18 protein-coding genes are annotated in these 17127 nt (G+C 51.2%); 12 read left to right on the plus strand and 6 right to left on the minus strand.

All coding sequences use genetic code 11. The features are described from left to right. Positions 1–234: 234 nt before the first annotated feature. Positions 235–939 (minus strand): hypothetical protein, encoded by a 705-nt coding sequence (locus ACO0LI_RS18005; protein WP_423034280.1) that lies wholly within the window; start codon positions 937–939, stop codon positions 235–237. A gap of 104 nt (positions 940–1043) precedes the next feature. Further along, positions 1044–1442, minus strand: a complete 399-nt coding sequence (locus ACO0LI_RS18010) for a hypothetical protein (protein WP_422954159.1) — start codon at positions 1440–1442, stop codon at positions 1044–1046. 268 nt (positions 1443–1710) lie between these two features. Here ACO0LI_RS18010 and ACO0LI_RS18015 point away from each other — a divergent pair, with 268 nt between their 5' ends. The 3 genes from ACO0LI_RS18015 to ACO0LI_RS18025 all read left to right on the plus strand — a co-directional run bounded on the left by ACO0LI_RS18015 (position 1711) and on the right by ACO0LI_RS18025 (position 3442). After that, positions 1711–2172, plus strand: coding sequence for a cupin domain-containing protein (locus tag ACO0LI_RS18015; protein ID WP_422954158.1), 462 nt, complete (start codon positions 1711–1713; stop codon positions 2170–2172). A gap of 118 nt (positions 2173–2290) precedes the next feature. Continuing rightward, on the plus strand, positions 2291–2794 hold the full coding sequence (locus ACO0LI_RS18020; protein WP_422954157.1) for a hypothetical protein: 504 nt from the start codon (positions 2291–2293) through the stop codon (positions 2792–2794). Between the two features lie 234 nt (positions 2795–3028). Then, positions 3029–3442 (plus strand): hypothetical protein, encoded by a 414-nt coding sequence (locus ACO0LI_RS18025; RefSeq protein ID WP_422954156.1) that lies wholly within the window; start codon positions 3029–3031, stop codon positions 3440–3442. A gap of 416 nt (positions 3443–3858) precedes the next feature. Here ACO0LI_RS18025 and ACO0LI_RS18030 read toward each other — a convergent pair whose 3' ends face one another. Together ACO0LI_RS18030 and ACO0LI_RS18035 are read right to left on the minus strand one after the other, a co-directional pair. Then, the gene (locus ACO0LI_RS18030; protein ID WP_422954155.1) at positions 3859–4308 is read right to left on the minus strand and encodes a hypothetical protein; all 450 of its coding nucleotides are present in this window, start codon (positions 4306–4308) and stop codon (positions 3859–3861) included. Between the two features lie 48 nt (positions 4309–4356). Next, on the minus strand, positions 4357–4710 hold the full coding sequence (locus ACO0LI_RS18035) for a toxin-antitoxin system YwqK family antitoxin (RefSeq protein WP_422954154.1): 354 nt from the start codon (positions 4708–4710) through the stop codon (positions 4357–4359). A 154-nt stretch (positions 4711–4864) separates the two neighbouring features. Between ACO0LI_RS18035 and ACO0LI_RS18040 the strand changes: the two genes are divergently transcribed. The 7 genes from ACO0LI_RS18040 to ACO0LI_RS18070 all read left to right on the plus strand — a co-directional run bounded on the left by ACO0LI_RS18040 (position 4865) and on the right by ACO0LI_RS18070 (position 11233). Next, positions 4865–5986, plus strand: a complete 1122-nt coding sequence (locus ACO0LI_RS18040; RefSeq protein ID WP_422954153.1) for a DegT/DnrJ/EryC1/StrS family aminotransferase — start codon at positions 4865–4867, stop codon at positions 5984–5986. Then, positions 5986–6741 (plus strand): WbqC family protein, encoded by a 756-nt coding sequence (locus ACO0LI_RS18045; RefSeq protein ID WP_422954152.1) that lies wholly within the window; start codon positions 5986–5988, stop codon positions 6739–6741. Before ACO0LI_RS18040 ends, ACO0LI_RS18045 begins: the two co-directional genes overlap by 1 nt. A 67-nt stretch (positions 6742–6808) precedes the next feature. Continuing rightward, entirely contained in the window at positions 6809–7801 is a 993-nt protein-coding gene (locus ACO0LI_RS18050; protein ID WP_423034282.1) for a hypothetical protein, read from the plus strand. Between the two features lie 68 nt (positions 7802–7869). After that, positions 7870–8640, plus strand: a complete 771-nt coding sequence (locus ACO0LI_RS18055; RefSeq protein ID WP_423034284.1) for a class I SAM-dependent methyltransferase — start codon at positions 7870–7872, stop codon at positions 8638–8640. Between the two features lie 11 nt (positions 8641–8651). Beyond that, positions 8652–9611 carry a hypothetical protein gene (locus ACO0LI_RS18060; protein WP_422954149.1) on the plus strand — a complete coding sequence of 320 codons (960 nt, stop codon included), beginning with the start codon at positions 8652–8654 and terminating at the stop codon, positions 9609–9611. A gap of 29 nt (positions 9612–9640) precedes the next feature. Further along, positions 9641–10108 (plus strand): GNAT family N-acetyltransferase, encoded by a 468-nt coding sequence (locus tag ACO0LI_RS18065; RefSeq protein WP_422954148.1) that lies wholly within the window; start codon positions 9641–9643, stop codon positions 10106–10108. A 27-nt stretch (positions 10109–10135) separates the two neighbouring features. After that, positions 10136–11233: a class I SAM-dependent methyltransferase gene (locus ACO0LI_RS18070; RefSeq protein ID WP_422954147.1), complete on the plus strand. Its 1098-nt coding sequence runs from the start codon at positions 10136–10138 to the stop codon at positions 11231–11233. Between the two features lie 21 nt (positions 11234–11254). On the opposite strand, the gene ACO0LI_RS18075 is transcribed toward ACO0LI_RS18070, so the two are convergent. Next, positions 11255–13930: a tetratricopeptide repeat protein gene (locus tag ACO0LI_RS18075; protein ID WP_422954146.1), complete on the minus strand. Its 2676-nt coding sequence runs from the start codon at positions 13928–13930 to the stop codon at positions 11255–11257. Positions 13931–14265: 335 nt separating this feature from the next. Between ACO0LI_RS18075 and ACO0LI_RS18080 the strand changes: the two genes are divergently transcribed. Further along, complete coding sequence (locus tag ACO0LI_RS18080; protein WP_422954145.1) at positions 14266–15489, plus strand: C39 family peptidase; 1224 nt, start codon at positions 14266–14268, stop codon at positions 15487–15489. Between the two features lie 110 nt (positions 15490–15599). Beyond that, complete coding sequence (locus ACO0LI_RS18085) at positions 15600–16589, plus strand: alpha/beta fold hydrolase (protein ID WP_422954144.1); 990 nt, start codon at positions 15600–15602, stop codon at positions 16587–16589. Between the two features lie 120 nt (positions 16590–16709). Here the strand turns inward: ACO0LI_RS18085 and ACO0LI_RS18090 are convergent, their stop codons facing one another. After that, on the minus strand, positions 16710–16979 hold the full coding sequence (locus tag ACO0LI_RS18090; RefSeq protein WP_422954143.1) for a hypothetical protein: 270 nt from the start codon (positions 16977–16979) through the stop codon (positions 16710–16712). Between the last annotated feature and the right edge of the window lie 148 nt (positions 16980–17127).

Raw genomic sequence — 17127 nt, forward strand, 5'->3', positions numbered from 1 at the left:
ATAAGATTCCCTTATTCTGCATGTCCGGCCTGGAAATAAAAACAGAATTCAATGCGCACTCAACTGCGCGAATTCTTGACTTGCCAGATCGTTGCTGTGTCTGGTTACTGGAAAGTATATGAGGCAGCTAAGCCATGCTCATGCTGATTCGGCACATACTATTGCTGATTTGAGATGGTCGTGAATGATTGCAGCAATGCTGGCCTTGCTGACCTTAAGTGCATGTTAAGCAATTCAGATTTTCCAGACTTTTTCCAGCATCGCATAGCCCTGCGCATCGTATTGCCTGAGCTCGGCACGGTGATACGGAAAAAAATCATTCTCTCCAAAATAAGCTTCACTGAGTTCTGCAAAATATTCGCGATGATTGCTGATGGCATAGGCCTCTTGCAGCTCAGGCCTGTGGTCGCGGGTGACCTTGCGGTACAGCCCGGCAGCTTTGGCATTGTCGTAGGCGCGCTGGATAATGGCATCAAGCTCGGGATGCTGGAAATGGTAGGCATGCGCCATTTCATGCAGCAGTGCATAGGGCTGGCTGTTGACTATGGTGGTGAATTCTTTCCAGTTGCAGATTTCTATATTGCCGGCAAATTCAACGGGGTAGCCATGCTCTTGCAGCCATTGTGCAGAAGGATGGTATTGCGCACCAAAGGCGCGGTAAGTGCCACTGGAAACATAGATGCTGACCTTGCGCAACCCGGCTTGGGCATGGATGGGCAACTTATTGAGTTTGCTCAGTTGATCGTTCAATGCACTGATGAAGGCAGACCTCAATGCAGCATCTGCCGTTTGCAAACCCTGGTCAAGCATCAGTGTCCAGCCATCTGTCTGGCTTTTCTGGTAAGTGGGGGCAGCACGCACACGGGGAGTATTCAACAAGAGTAAAGCTGGGCTGAACAATAGCGCCCGGCGGCGGCTGTTGATGTGGGTGCTGGGCATGAAATCTGTCTGTTGTATGTTGAGTATGAATAAATCAGCAGGATTAAAACATGCCCTCCCGCGATGGCGCAAGCCCATGCGCCATCGCGACCAGCAGGAACAGATCAGCGGCGGTGCGGTGCCCAGTAGCCTTCCCTGAAATGCCAGGAATGGCCTACCTGCTCCCAGTGATGCCCGACCCAGTAATGACCAGAGCGTGGTGCTGACCAGTAGCCGCGGTGCCACACATGGCGGCCACCTTCCCAGAACCAGGCGCCGCCTATCCAGATATATCCGGGGCTGGGGGCTACGCCTATGACTTCAGAATACGGTGCAGGCGGTGCAGCTTCCACCACGACCACACCAGGTGCATAGGCAGGCTGGGCATACACCGGCTGAACCACGGGTACAGGCTGCACCACAGGCACAGGCTGCGCATGATAGTAAGGGCGAGGTGCCACGACACAGCCTGTCATGGCGGTGGCAGCTGCCAGGGCTGCCAGAGTAAGAGGGATTGCTTTCATTTTTATAACTCCAGTTTGATAGGCGCATGGTGACGCACCAAGCACACAGGCATGCTCCAGGCTGCCTTGTGTAGAGTTAACGGCTATCTTAAAAACCATGTTGACCGGGTTTTGTAATGATTTGTAGCAGCCAGATTGCAAGCCCGTAGCACTGGTAAGCAAATGAAACTGCCATGTGTATCAAAAGCACTTGCCCGGCACCGTTTTGTATTGCACACTTGATATGGTTCCCTACCCTGCCCTGCAAACCCACCTATCTGGAGACATCATGCGCATCAACAAAAACTTCGCCATTGCCGCTGCTTTTTTTGCAGGCCTGATTGCCTCACCCCTGATGCAGCATATGGTCAGCGATGCCCATGCCGATGCACCTGGCCTGACTGCCAGCATCATAGACTTGCTGGCGATCAAGCATGATGACTTGCCCAAGACTGGTAATCCAGATTTGAATGCCCGCCCACTGGTGGTCACGGACAATGCCACGGTCGGCATACAATCCGGCAATGTTGCGAAGCACATACACCCACAGACTGACGAAATCCAGTACATCATCGAAGGCAGCGGCAGCATGTGGCTGGGTAAAGAACGCAAAGATTTCAAACCCGGCAGCCTCATCGTCATCCCCAAAGGTACAGCCCACGCTGGCAGCATCGTCAGCAACGGCCCGGTCAAAGCCATCGCCATCAAGATCCCGCCTCAGGGCAAGACGGATACGGTGTTTGTGGATTGATGTTTGATCGCGGTGATTTGGTGACAGCAGTTTGTTGACAGCAGCGTGCCACAATTCGTAAGGTGCGCCATGCGCACCGTTTTTATCATGTGCCAATTCGTGACAGTAAACTTGCTCAGTGAAAATCAAAAAGAAATACACTCGCGTCATCCTGGAAGAACTAAAGCTGGGTCGTGAGCACATTGAAAATCTCGATTTGCTCGAAGAGCTGGTATTTGACTGCCTGTCACTCAGCAAAGCCGGGTTACAAGAGCGCTGGCTTGGTATAGGAAAAATTTTATATGCCAATGCAATACGTCTGGAACTTGATGAAGACATTGATCAGTTGACCAGTTTCGCGAGATCTGTTGCTGGCGAGATCATATCTCCCAAAGCACACCGGGATTGGTGGGGCAATGGTTCAAGCTGGGAAAGTCAAAACTATCACAACTTCCCGCCATTTATCAAAAAAGGCAGTGGTGTCAGGATGTCGCCGGACGGCATACTTAGCCCGGAAGAATCACAGCATTATATGGCTGGTATGTTTTTGTGGGTTGTGCGTACCGACAAGGATATGCATGCAGATGCACAGGCAATACTGGATGCGGCCCCAATGAAGCTGCTCCTGCTGGAGCGTTTGTAAAATGACATTCGCTGGCAATCGACATTGCCTAAGATTGGCGTTTGCATGGTGCGCACGGCGTACTGACAGTAAAATGCCATCATTTGTAGAGTGCGTCATGCGCACCGTTTTTTTTACCGCATCGATTATGTGATCAAGTTAAGTTGACACTTGAACGGTGCGCACGGCGCACCCTACTGCTGTATTTGCCTATTTTATTGATCCCTGCCCTACTCGCTTTAAATGAAACTTACCATGCGCTCATCCGATGTTGAAAACAAAGTTACCTCGGGCAAGTCAATGCCAGCATTTTTGTTATTTGGCCTGACATGTTGCCTGCCCAGCCTTGCCATGGCGAGCGACTATAGCGGGATCCTGGGTTTACTTATCGTAATGCTTTCATTTCCCGTCGCAGCTATCAGTCTGGTGGTGAGTCTGGTGCTGGTCACCAAGGGCAAGTTCAGAAAACCTGGATTTTTCAAAAAGTATGCAGCCAGCTTTATTCTTGTTGCCGCCATACTCGTCTTGACCACCTATGTGGGAAATGATAAAAAATCACAGCTTTATGCACTGCAGGGTGAATCTTTACTGCTGCTCATCATCCTGCTACCGGGGTTCATACAATATCTGCGGCGGCATCTGTATGATGACAATACGCAAGAAGAGTGAAGTGCATTTGTAGCAGCGTGCATTTTGTAGTAGCGTACATTTACAGGAGCGGGCTGTGCTTAACCACAACAAAGCGAGAATCAAGAGAGGAACCATGATAACGCCAAGTGGGCCAAATGAAGGAGCATGGAAGAAATTGGGTCCAGAGGAGAAGACCTCCCATCACGCATTTGCGATCATGTTTTGGGTGGTTTTTTGTGCGTGATGGTGTGTAGTTACATGGGATACATTTGACGCTTAATTTGAAGTTCTAATGCCATGCATTGCATAAAAATGTTATTTTTCCAAAATCGTAACTCCAGGTATCTGCACCAAAAAAGCCTTCAACTCATTTATTGGAAGTCCTACATCCTGCGCTAGAAACTCTGCATTGGAAACAATGGCGGTACACTCGGGATCTGTGTCGGTAAACACATTCAATGTAACTCGCAGTTTCTTTGGCCAAGTTCCCCGTAAGAAAAATCGCGTGCATCAACAGGAGAATGAAGTGAAAAATGTGGCCATGCAGGTAAGCTGATGGTCCGCATGTCTGTATTAAGAAAGCGGCAATCATTCATATTCGCGTCTACAAAATCGCAATTCACAATTGAAGATTTGTCAGAGTTATCCCAGTCTCCAAAATCACAGCCTGCAAAATCTCCGCAGAATTTCACCTTGTTAAAATGAGCCTTCTCAAAATGAAAATTCTCAAGCCGCGGGCCTTGTTCAAAAAACCCTTCTGTCATTTCCACGCCTGAAAAAAATATATTTCTTGCAATTGCATTTGAAACGATTTTGCAGTTCAACAATCGCAAATTCGGGCCCAGAAAATAATCTACATTTGGTTCAAGTGTAATCACTTGGTCCAGCACTGACTTATCTTTCATTAATTTCCTTACTTAAAACCGGTCATTCAAAAATTCAAGCAAAGCCGCTCACTTATAGGGTAACCCATCAGCACTCCAATACATCCACTCACCGGCTTCAACTCCATCCAGATACTCGCCTTCAGCGGCAATGTGGCCATTGTCATGATAATCGCGCCACAGCCCATTTTCCTGACCATCAGTATATGAACCCTCTGAGGACAAGTTTCCATTTGGATGGTATGCGCGAAACAATCCATGTCTTATCCAGCGCGTACCGTCGGCAGACATATATCTTGAATACCTGAAATGAATTCCACCATTCTCATAGGGGATTTCGGCGATATTTAATTCTGTATGCATCAATTTTAGCCAAAAATACAACGAGATTAATAAATAAACAAGACCAGAGATATTCGACATTCTGGCAATATCAGCTGGCTTATGCAAGCTTAATCAGGCAAGCTTAAAATCCAGACCGTTTGTGCTATCCTTACAAATAGACAATATACAACAGCTACAAACACCAACAATAAGCCATCAGCTCCGATGATGCACCTGCCACTGCCAAGGCTTTATGGATAATTCACCTGACAAAAAGCCCATCTACGTCACGCAACCTCATTTGCCTCCGCTTGAGGAATTTATTCCTTATCTGGAGCAAATTTGGGGCAATAAGATACTGACCAATGGCGGGCCTTTCCATCAACAGCTGGAAGCTGCGCTGTGCGAATACCTCGGTGTTGAGCACCTGGCGCTGTTCACCAATGGTACGCTGGCGCTGGTCACGGCCTTGCAGGCCTTGCGCATTACTGGCGAGGTGATAACTACCCCTTATTCATTTGTGGCAACCGCGCATTCGCTGCTGTGGAATGGTATCAAGCCAGTGTTTGCGGATATAGACCCGCATAGCCTGAATCTTGACCCGACAAAAATCGAGGCGGCCATCACCCCGCAGACCACGGCCATCATGCCTGTGCATTGCTATGGTCACCCTTGCGATGTCGAGGCGATACAGTCGATTGCTGACCGTTACAATTTGAAGATTATCTACGATGCGGCCCATGCTTTTGCGGTCAAGGACAGGGGCGCGAGCATCATGCGTCATGGTGATCTGTCAGTATTGAGTTTTCATGCGACCAAGGTATTCAATACCTTTGAGGGTGGTGCCATCATATGCCCTGACGCCAAGACCAAGAACCATATAGATCATTTGAAGAACTTTGGTTTTGTCGATGAAACCACGGTCACGGCACCCGGCATTAACGGCAAAATGAGTGAGTTTAATGCCGCACTGGGCTTGCTGCAGTTAAAGCATATAGACCAGGCACTGGCGCGACGCCGCGAGATTGATGCGCTCTACCGTGAATTGCTGAAGGATGTGCCAGGCCTGCGCTGTGTGCAGGGCGGTGGCAATGAGGTGGCGAACTGTGCTTACTTCCCTATCCTGATCAACGAGGCTTATCCTGTCAGCCGCGATGCGTTGTATGAATCATTGCGGGCGCAAAAGATCATGGTGCGGCGTTATTTTTACCCACTGATTTCTGACTTCCCCATGTATCGTGGCTTGCCATCGGCACAAAAAGATAACCTGCCAGTCGCCCGCGTGGCGGCACAGCAGGTATTATGCCTGCCGATTTATCCTGAGCTCAGCGATGCGCAGGTCAGCATGATCGTTGAGCACATCGCCAGTCAATAATGGAAGCGGCTCCTACTGTTGCAGATGCCGGCCCCGATACCGGCTCAGGGACTGGCCTCAAGGTTGCCATCATGCAGCCTTATTTTTTTCCCTATATAGGCTACTTCCAGCTCGTCAATGCGGTGGATTTGTTCATCGTGTATGACAATATCAAATATACCAAAAAAGGCTGGATCAACCGTAACCGCTTTTTGCAAAACGACCAGGACTGCATGTTTTCGCTGCCGCTGAAAAGTGATTCGGATATGCTGGATATTGTTGAGCGCGAACTGGCCGCCGACTTCAACCCGCGCAAACTCTTGCAGCAGCTCAGCGGCGCTTATCGCCGTGCGCCTTATTTTGCACAAACCCTGCCTTTGCTGGAGGCGGTATTACTGCATGATGACAAGAATCTGTTCCGCTTTCTGGAGCATGCCTTGCGCAAGACTTGCGCGCATCTGGGTATAGCAACTGAGTTCAAGGTGTCATCGACCATCCCCATCGCCCATGAGCTCAAGGGCAAGCATAAAGTCATGGCCATGTGCCAGGCTGTTGGTGCGCATACCTATGTCAATGCGATAGGCGGTATGGACTTGTACGAACCGCAAGAGTTCAGCCAGCATGGGCTGGAGCTTAAATTCATACGCTCGAAACCGTTTGAATATGCACAGGCTGGCGCGGACTTTGTACCCTGGCTATCGATCATTGATGTGATGATGTTCAACCCGCCTGAAACCATACAAAGCACTCTGGACCAGGGTTTTGACTTGATTTGAGCCGGCCTCGCGTAAAATGCGCTTATGAAGCATGAATAACTGCATGAATAATTGCATGAATAACTGCATGAATGACAGCGTGAGTGACAGCATGAAGGAAGCATCCATGTTCAAATGGAAAAAACTGGGCAAGATATTTGATCCGGCGCTCATCAAAGACCGGCCATGGATATCGGCCTTTGCACAAGCACCCAGCACCTTGATCTTTGAAGACAGAATCAGAGTGTATTTTGCCTGCCGCCCGCCGGTGGATAACCAGGGCAATTATGTCAGCTTGTCGGCCTATGCCGACTTCAGGCGGGATGACCCTAGCCAGCTGATCAGTGTATGCGAAGCGCCTTTGCTACCCCTGGGTGGCCCTGGTAGCTTTGATGAGTTTGGGGCTTACTTCACTTCAGTAATACGTAAGGATGAAGACATACTGGCCTATTATGTCGGTTATTCGCGCTGTGAGTCTGTACCATTTACGATCAATATCGGTGCCGCCATCAGCCATGACGGTGGCGATAGCTTTGCCCGGCTTGGCCCTGGCCCGGTCTTGCCCTGTACGCTGGATGAACCATTTTTTTTGACGGTACCAAGAATCCGCCGCTTCAATGGCCGCTGGTATCTGTTCTATAGTGCCGGGCAACGCTGGTTGCAGACGCCCAGCCGCGCAGAGCCGGTGTATCAGATCAGGATGGCGACCTCGGATGACGGCATCAACTGGGTCAAGCATGGCCGCAACCTGGTCGAATGCAGGATAGGCGAAAATGAATGCCAGGCCTGCCCCGATGTCTTTGAATATGGTGGCAGATACCACATGCTCTTCAGCTACCGTGCCAGTACCAATTACCATGGCAAGGAAGGCGGTTACCGCATGGGCTATGCCAGTTCTGATGATTTGTTCAACTGGGTGCGCGATGATGACAAGGCGGGGCTGGAGATTTCTGAAGAAGGCTGGGATTCAGAAATGGTATCCTTCCCCCATGTATTTGCCGTTGATGGCGCAGTTTATCTGCTCTACCTGGGTAACCAGATGGGCAGGCATGGGTTTGGCCTGGCCAGGCTGGAAAGCTGAACTGATAAAATCCTTGCCGCTTGCTGCTTGATTTCAGCAAGGGCAACTTAATAAATGAGATGAATAAGATGACAGTGAATCCTCTGCTCGACAAAGAAAAAGGCTTGCTGGAAGCCTATGCCGCCAACTACATTACCTCCGACGATTCCAGCCAGCAAAGGCTGATGCGTGAACTGGAGATCCGTGTCTTCAAACAATTCATGAAGCGCGGCAAGGCGCTGGAGCTGGGTTGCGAGATCGGCTATATGTCCGAGCTATTGAGCCCGCTGGTAGATACGCTGGATATTGTCGATGCTTCACAAGAATTCCTGGATAGGACCAAGTCTCGCAATCTGCCGAACGCGAATTATTTTTGCTCGCTATTTGAGCATTATGAAGCGCCCCATCAATATGATGCCGTCATCGCTTCCCATGTTCTCGAACATTTATTGGATGTGCAGGAAGTCTTGAAGATGGTGCACAAGTCACTGAGCAAAGACGGCCTGCTGTTTGTTGCGGTACCGAATGCGCGTGCCTTGTCGCGCCAGTTGGCCAGGCACATGGGCCTGCTTGACAGCCTGTATGAACTGACACCGAATGATTTGCGTGGCGGCCACCGCCGCGTGTATGACCGCGTCACCCTCAATCGTGAACTGGAAACTGCCGGTTTTGAGATCGTCGCCCAGGGCGGCATTTTCTTCAAATACCTGGCGGATTTCCAGATGGATAAAATGATCGATTCCGGCATACTCGGTGAGCCACAACTCGAGGGTTTGTTCAGCCTTGGTAATGAATATCCCGACATGTGCGCAGACGTGTATGCCGTCGTGCGCAAGAAAACCACGGCTGACGCTGAATGAAGAGCAGCACCATGAGATGGAAAAAACTGGGCAAGATATTTGACCCTACCCAACACCAGTTGCCGAATGACTGCGTGGCATTTGCCCAGTCACCGCAGGCGCTGGTGTTTGATGATTTCATCCGTATTTATTTTTCTACCCGCGCGCTCGAACAAAAAACCGGCAAATACCTGAGCCATATTGCCTTTGTTGATATGGACAAGGAATTAAAAACCACCTTGCGGGTATCACAGCAAACCGTGATACCGCTAGGGGACTTGGGTAGTTTTGATGAGCATGGTATTTTCCCCATGAATGTGCTGCGCCACGAAGGCCGTATCTATGGCTATACCTGTGGCTGGAGCAGGCGTGTGTCAGTGTCTGTGGAAACGGCGGTTGGTCTCGCAAGCAGCGATGATGATGGCCTGACTTTCCAGCGCATGGGGCCAGGCCCGGTATTGTCAGCATCCTTGCATGAACCCTGCCTGGTGGGTGATGGCTTTGTCAAAGTCATCGGCAATACTTTTCATATGTGGTATATCTTTGGCACAGGCTGGACACAGTTTGCTGCTGATGCCGCACCAGACCGCATTTACAAGATAGGCCATGCCACATCTGCCGATGGCATAAGCTGGCAAAAAGAAGAAGCGCGCCAGATCATTGCTGACCAGATAGGCGAGCATGAATGCCAGGCCCTGCCGACGGTGGTAGAAATTGATGGCCGTTACCATATGTTTTTTTGCTACCGCCATGCCTATGACTTCAGGACCAATACTGAGCGCGGCTACCGCATAGGTCATGCCTGGTCAGATGATTTGCTGAACTGGACCAGGGATGACCGGCAAGCCAGGCTGGAAGGCACACCCGGCGAATGGGATGCCGACATGCAGTGCTACCCGCATGCCTTCAATAGCGATGGCCATACCTACCTGCTGTATAACGGCAGTGAATTCGGGCGTTATGGCTTTGGTGCAGCCGTGCTGGAAACTTAAGTCACGACAAGCCCCACAAATTCCACAAAATGAATCCCGCCATCCAGTTTTCGCATAACCAGGCCAGCCAGCAGGCGATAGCAGCACATCTGCAGCAATGTGATGCTGCCTTTATGCCGACTTTGAGCAGCCGCCTGAACATAGACGACTATGCCAGCAAAATCACCAAGCTTGCACAGCGGTTTGAGGCCAACGCCAGCGCCGAACATGAGCTGGCGGGTCTGGTCGCCATGTATTGTAATGACGTGCAACATCGCCGCGCCTTCATCACCAATGTCAGTGTACTGCCCACCTGGCAGCAGCAGGGTATCGCCCTGGCCTTGTTAAAGCAGGCGCTGCAATTTGCACAAGCCCGTGGCTGCCTGCAGGTGGAACTTGAAGTCAACACCAACAATCCTGCCGCCATTGCGCTGTATGAAAAAATCGGCTTTGTGCAGCATGCAGAAGCGAATATGAATACAGCAGACAATATCGTGATGCGCCATATTTTTTCATGAAACCCGCCCTACTATCCCCTGCCCATCATGAATAAAACCATACTGATTTTCCCTGCCGGCATGCCGCAGGCTGTTGCCTTCATGCAGTCACGCAAAAACGATAATGACAGGCTGATCGGTGCCTCATCCCTGGCACTGGACCCGGCACGTCAGACCTATGGTGACAGCGACTGGCTGCACCTGCCCTTTGTGAATCATGCAGATTTTGACCAGGCTTTATCAAACGCGATACAAGAGCAAGGCATCACCAGCATCTATACGCCGCATGCGGTAGTCTGGGATTACCTGAACCGTTTGCTGCCAACCCTGGCCCCCGCAGTGAGTTTATTGAATACCACACCCGCCAATACCGAGCTGGATGCCTTTCGCGTTGCGACACAATGGGCGAGAGCTGTGCTTGAGCAACCGATAGCCGTGGCTGCGCAGACAAGCATCAAACCTGACCTGCCCTTGTTAAGCATCGCCGCCCTGTACCGGCATGTGCAGGATATTCCCGGCATGTGCGACCATGAAAAACTGCGCGCCCTGTATGAAATTGCCCGTAGTTGCCCGGCTGGTGATGTGGTTGAAATTGGTAGCTGGTGGGGTAAGTCAGCCTTCATCCTCGGCCACTTGGCGCAAAGCTATGGTCTGGGCAATGTGCTGTGCATAGACCCGTGGTCAGAAACCGGCATCGTCTCAGAAGGTGCAGACAGCCTGGTTGAAGCAGCCTTCACCCATTTCAGCGCAGAAGAAGCCTTTGGCGTATTCCTGGTCAACCTGCTGCCTTATAGCCAGGGCAGGCTTAATTATCTGCGCATGCCATCACTTGATGGTGCCAGCTATTATGCCAGCCACGGCAGTGTCAATAACACCGTGTTTGGCAACACAAGCTACAGCGGCCAGATCGCCTTGCTGCACATTGATGGCAACCACAGCGAAGACAGCGCCAGAGCAGACGTGGCTGCCTGGTGCCCGCTGGTGGCACCTGGTGGCTGGATAGTCATTGATGATTACTCATGGCCTTTTGGCGATGGCCCGCGCCGTGCTGCCGACGCTTATCTCGCCAGCCATCAGGCAGAAATAGCTACGGCGTTTTTTATGGGTGGAGCACTGTTCATCCAGAAAAAAGTGCAGCACCCATGAACACCAGCGACGCGCAATGTATTACTGCGCGTCGTTCAAATCCTTTTCAAGCACCTCAAACGACTGTGCCGGCAAACCCTGGCACCAGTTTTGCCACATGATGCGCAAGGCGCGCTGCAAGCCGCGGGCGATCAGTTCAGGGCGGCCCGGTACTGATTGCTGTATGCGTGTGCGCATGCTCATGCGCAGGCTGGCCAGGCTGTCCAAATCAGTGGCCGCAGCCACGGCCTTGCGCACAAATTCATCAGCATCGCCAGCGATGTAATTATCCAGGCCCAGATGCCCCATGATGGATGTACTGGTGCGGCTGGGTATGGTCTGGCCATGCAGGGTCACGGTGGGCACGCCCATCCAGACCGCATACATGGTGGTGGTGCCACCTGAATACGGGAAGGTATCGAGGCAGATATCCACCTGCTGATGCAGCATCAGGTATTTGCGCAAGTCACAATGCGGTTCAAACGTCAGGCGATCTGCACTGATGCCTGCATCAGCAAACCAGCCAAGGATAGCCGGATGTTCACCATCGGCAGGCATGGAACCCAGCAACATGCGTGAGTTGGGTACAGACTGCAAGACCCTGGCCCAGATAGCGACGACTTCTGCATTGATCTTGCCAACACGGTTAAAACTGCCAAAGGTGATATAGCCTTTCGCCAGCGCAGGCAAGGCCACTAAATCAGGCGGGTTCACCGTCGATTTGAACGGCGCATTGGCAGGCAGACGAACTATCTTCTCGACAAACTGAGACTCGAACTGCCCGGGTGGCAGGATAAATCGGTCAGACAGGAAATAATCAACAGAGCGGAAGCCGGTAGTGCCGGGGTAACCCATCCAGCTCACCTGTACTGGCGCTGGTTTATACGCAAAGGCCTGCAACCTGTGCATGCTGGTGTGGCTGGAAAGATCGATGAGAATATCAACGCCATCCTGCGTGATCTGGGTGACCAGGTCAGCGTCAGACAACCCAGCCACCTTGCGCCAGTGCCTGAAGCGGGAGCGGATGCGGTAAGTGATCTCGTCATCCACGCTATTGTTATAGTAAATGAATACCGCAATATCACTGGCATTCGTCAGGTGTTCAAGCACAGGTTCTATGAAAGATGCGACAGCGTGATTGCATAAATCTGCCGAGACAAAGCCTACCCTCAGTTGCTTTTGCGGGTCACGCTGGTTTTGATGTCTGGGCCAGGCATCGCGCAAGCCGGCTTCATAGATATCGCCTATGCGGCAATGTTCAGCAAACAGGGCTTGCGGATCAGTCGCCTGATTTTCAACCATGTTGAATAATTTCCAGCTGGCCAGCTCCAGGCGCTGGTCGATCAGGCCGGGATCAACCTCCAGGGCCTGTTTAAGTGCCTGTTCTGCATCCGCCATCTTGCCCTGGGATTTGAGGATGGACGCCAGTATGCAATAAAAATCGCCAGTTTGCGGCACATGCTCAATAGCGCTGCGGCAGCTCGCTTCTGCCTCTTCAGGCTTGTGCTGCCCCATCAGCAACAGGGCGAGATTGATATGCGCATACGCATGCTGCGGGTTGATCGCAAGCACGGCCCTGAAACTGCGCTCGGCACTGGCCGTCAGCCCCTGCCCTATCTGTATGCCGCCGAGATTAAAGTGCGCCTCGACAAAATCAGGTTTGATTTTGATCGCTGCCTGGTAGCAGCTTACCGCTTCTGCCATATGCCTTAGCTGCATCTGCTTTTCTGCTAACTGGAAATGCCAGTTGGCATCATCCGTCACACTGGCGATCAGGCGCTGGTAGTGGCTGTCGGCCTGTACCAGCCGGTCTTGCGCACCCAGTGTTTCGAGCAGGATGGCGCGTGCTTCTGCATGGGTGGGCTGTACTTCCAGCAAGCGCCACAACCAGGTTTCAGCTTCTGCCCCCTTGGCCTGGGCCAGCAACGCATTACTTAACATCCACAATAATTGCGGTGATACCGGGGCATTGGTAATGGCTTGTTTCAGCAATGCCTCAGCCTCGGCATAGCGCGCCTGCGTCAGCAGTATGCCACCCAGGTTGGCATAGGTATTGACGGAGTCGGGATTGATCTCGAGCACACGCTGGAAGCATGACTCAGCCTCATCCAGCCTGTTCTGCCCCTGCAATAAAGTCCCCAGGTTGAAATGCGCAAAAGAAAAAACCGGGTTGATCTGTATGGCCTGGCGATAACTGGCCTCTGCCTCGGGCAAACGGTTTTGCGCCGTCAGGTTGGCGGCCAGGTTGAACTGCGCCACCGCATTACCGGGCTCACGCACGATCAATTGCTGGTAAGTGGCTTCAGCCTCTGCGCTGCGACCTTGCCCATCAAGGGCCAGACCCAGATTAATCGCCGCATCACCAAAGCCGGGCGCCATTTCAAGGGCACGGCGATAAGCCGCTTCTGCTACCGCCAGTTGCCCACGCTCATAGGCAATATCGCCCAGCTTGTTGTGCACCTGCGCATCTTGCGGGTCAAGTACAAGCGCCTGCTGGCAATAATCCTCTGCCTCATCGAGTTTGCCAGCAGCAAACAAATAATTAGCCTGCTCCAGCAAGCTACCCACTGCTGACAACTGCCCTGCGACAGGCGCCGGCTTCGCCGGGCTCTCAATTGGCCCGCCAGCCGCCTGTTCAGACGGAGTCACTGGCTGTGCCACAGGCTGAACTTCAGCCTCATTGCCTGCACCCAGGCGCTTTTTAAACCAGGAAAACATCCAGATATCCTTTGCTCAGTACTGTTTGCCGCATTATCTCAGGCGATGAGACAGTCTCAGCGGCAAAACACAAATATTAACGCAGGATAACATTGCTAAGCCTGATTCTAAAACCTGATTCTAAAGCTTGAATCTAAAGCTTGAATCTAAAGCTTAATTCCAATGCCCGCTACATGAAACAGCCTGAGTTACTCCAGTCACACCCCCAGTACATTGAAGTATTTCTCACCCGACAACCAAATCATTGCATAATTGCTACCGCGCAATTGCTTGCGACTGCCAGCAAACCCGGCAAAAAAAATGAACCACAAGTTCACACTCAATACGGAGACACCATGAATAAAAAAATAGCCAGTGCACACGCATTGAGCCTGTTGGCAACGATTTTGGCAGCGACATTGGGAGGATGTGGTGGCGGCTCAGGTGGCAGCGGCAGTGCCAGCACTGCGCCAGATACCAGCAGTCAAACCCAGGTCAGTGTCAGCCTGGTGCCTATCATCTTGCCAGGGCCGGTTCCGGTAGACTCACCGCCACCGCCCACTGGTGGCAGCTATGCGATGTCACTGGCGATTCCACCACGTCACCAGTGGAATGCCAACTACGGCTATTGTGGCGAAACCGCCTTCATCAGCGCCGGTTTGTATTATGGCCAGTATGTATCGCAATACACCGCACGCGCTGCCGCGACACCGGGTTTAAGCCAAAACGATGTCAACAGCCAGTTGCTCGTCTCGGTCAATGACCTGACCGCAGCAGCCAACATGCACCTGAATGCCGTTGAGTGGAACGGGCTGTCAAACGCCACCACGACCAGCCAGTACCTGGCCTGGATCAAGGGCTATGTGCTGGCGGGTTATCCGGTCATCATGGGTATCTATGTGAACCAGTATCAGCCTGGCGGTAACCCTGCGGCGGGTTTTTCCAGCTACGACCATATCGTGCCAGTGAATGGCATCGCGTCCAGCCACCCGCTCGTACCGGGCTTGAACCAGACTTATTACGCCGATGATATTTTGCAGTTCAGCGATAACAGCGGCACCAATAATGCCAGCTACCCCAATCAATTCACTGCCCCACCAGTAGCCGCAGCTTATCTGTTCCAGTATGGCTTCGACAAATTCCAGGTTACACGCACCCAGGCCAACGCCCAGGCTGCGCCACCATACTCGCTGGCCCTGCATAGCAGCAGCAACAACATCAATTCAGCCGTTGCCATTACCGGTGTCATCGATATAAACAGAGAAACCGTACCGGTGCGTCTGGCAACCGACCTGAATTACGAAAACCCGGCAATGAGCAATGGCGCCAATACCTCGCCCATGGCAGCCCCACTAACCCTGACAGCAACCGTATATGGCCTCAGCGTTGGGGTGAAATACAATGTGTATCAATACAATACGCTGGCAGCCATCCCCAATTCATCCTTCAATGCCAATGCTGCCGCTGCTACGCAAACCTTCAGCTTCACTGCCACCGACTCCACCTATGTGCTACCGCCGGTAAAAATCATGTCGAACCAGACTGCAGCTTTCCGGGCTGTGCCTGCAACTGCACGTTGAAGGATAATCCTGAAACCACAAGCTGTATGCATGAATCAATTTCCAAGATGCGGGAACGATGTTCCCCGTTACGACTCCAAAGCATAATTAATCAACCTGAGTGCTCACCGATGATAAATAAAAACCTGCTGGTCTTACTATTTACCGCCCTGATCCCATTTTCTGCAAGCACTGCGCAAGACATGAACCAGACTCAGCCTCAAACCATGTCAATAAAAATCGACAAGACCTTGACCCCGGAAATAGGCGGAATAAAACAGCTTGTCGAGATTAAAACCGATGATGCCAACAAGCCCGTCCTGCTATTTTTATCGGGCGGGCCCGGAAGCTCGATGATCAACAATGCGGATGCTTTCACAAATATCTTGAAAGACAGATTTACCATAGTTCAATGGGACCAGCGAGATGCCGGTAAAACCCTGAAACTCAATCCCTCACCCGTACAGCCCTCGGTCGATCTCATGGAGAAGGATACCTATGAAGTCATACAATTCATCAGAAAAGAATTAAAGCAGGAAAAAATATATTTGCTCGGCAGCTCCTGGGGCAATGTACTGGGTTTTTACATCGTCAAAAACCACCCTGAATTATTGCATGCCTATTTTGCGTCCAATCCCGTCATCAGTCAGCTCGCAAGTGAAAAAGAATTGCTGACTGCCCTGAAGAAGCATTTCAAGGACAATGCAATCGCCAGCCAGGAACTGGCCAGCGTCAATATCCCCTTTAAAATCGATGAAGACCTGCTCTACCTGAGAAAATGGTTGCTGTACAAAGAAGGCAAAGAGTTCGCAACAAGTGCTGAATTCCAGAATGGTTTTCTGCAATGGGCAAAAACCTGGTCGCCGGTGTGGAATGCCGTCATGGATGTAGATTTACCAAAGACCTTGAAAAAAGTTGATTGCCCAGTGTATTTTTTGGTGGGTAAAAACGACATACAAACATCCACCCAGATTACCCAAGACTATTTCGCGCAATTGAAGGCACCAAAGAAAGCGCTGTTTTTATTTGAACATTCCGGGCATCAAATCCATAAAGAGGAAGCAGAAAAATTTCAGCGGACTATCATCAGCACTTTGCCTGCGGTGGTCACGGGAAAATAGGAGATGCTTTTATGCTGGGGCTGATTGTTAGCTCCGGCAATCTGGCTGTTGCAATCACATATCAGCTGTAAACCATCATCAACGCCCGAGCTTGGGAATGTAGGAAGTCACGCCTTCCTTTTATCGGCCCTCAATGTCAAACAACGGCGTATCCAAACGATAACAGAGCAGGCCATGACAAAAGAAAGCAAAACATTCATCGTTATCCCAAGAACAAAACTTAACGTGGCCTTTGAAAAGTAAAACGTCAACAGGCCAGTAAAACTTGCGCCAACGGCCGCAAACGAAGAAATTAGTCCAGGATTCGGTGGCGACGTTCCATCCTTCAAATGCACGGTACTTCGAATAAGTATTGCCGTGAGCATCACCCAAAGTGGTATCAGTAGCCATAAACACTCATTGCCAAAAGTGTGACTAAGAAGCTGTTGCGAAATTAAATTAAAGGTTTAAGAAAGTTCCAGCAAATGAGAGAACAAGCCAACGAAAGAAATGCTTCGTGTGTCATAGCTAGTTTCTCATAACGCATTTTTAGACGACG

It is taken from the genome of Undibacterium sp. Tian12W (assembly GCF_049339405.1).
In the GTDB taxonomy this organism is placed as follows: Bacteria; Pseudomonadota; Gammaproteobacteria; order Burkholderiales; family Burkholderiaceae_D; genus Undibacterium.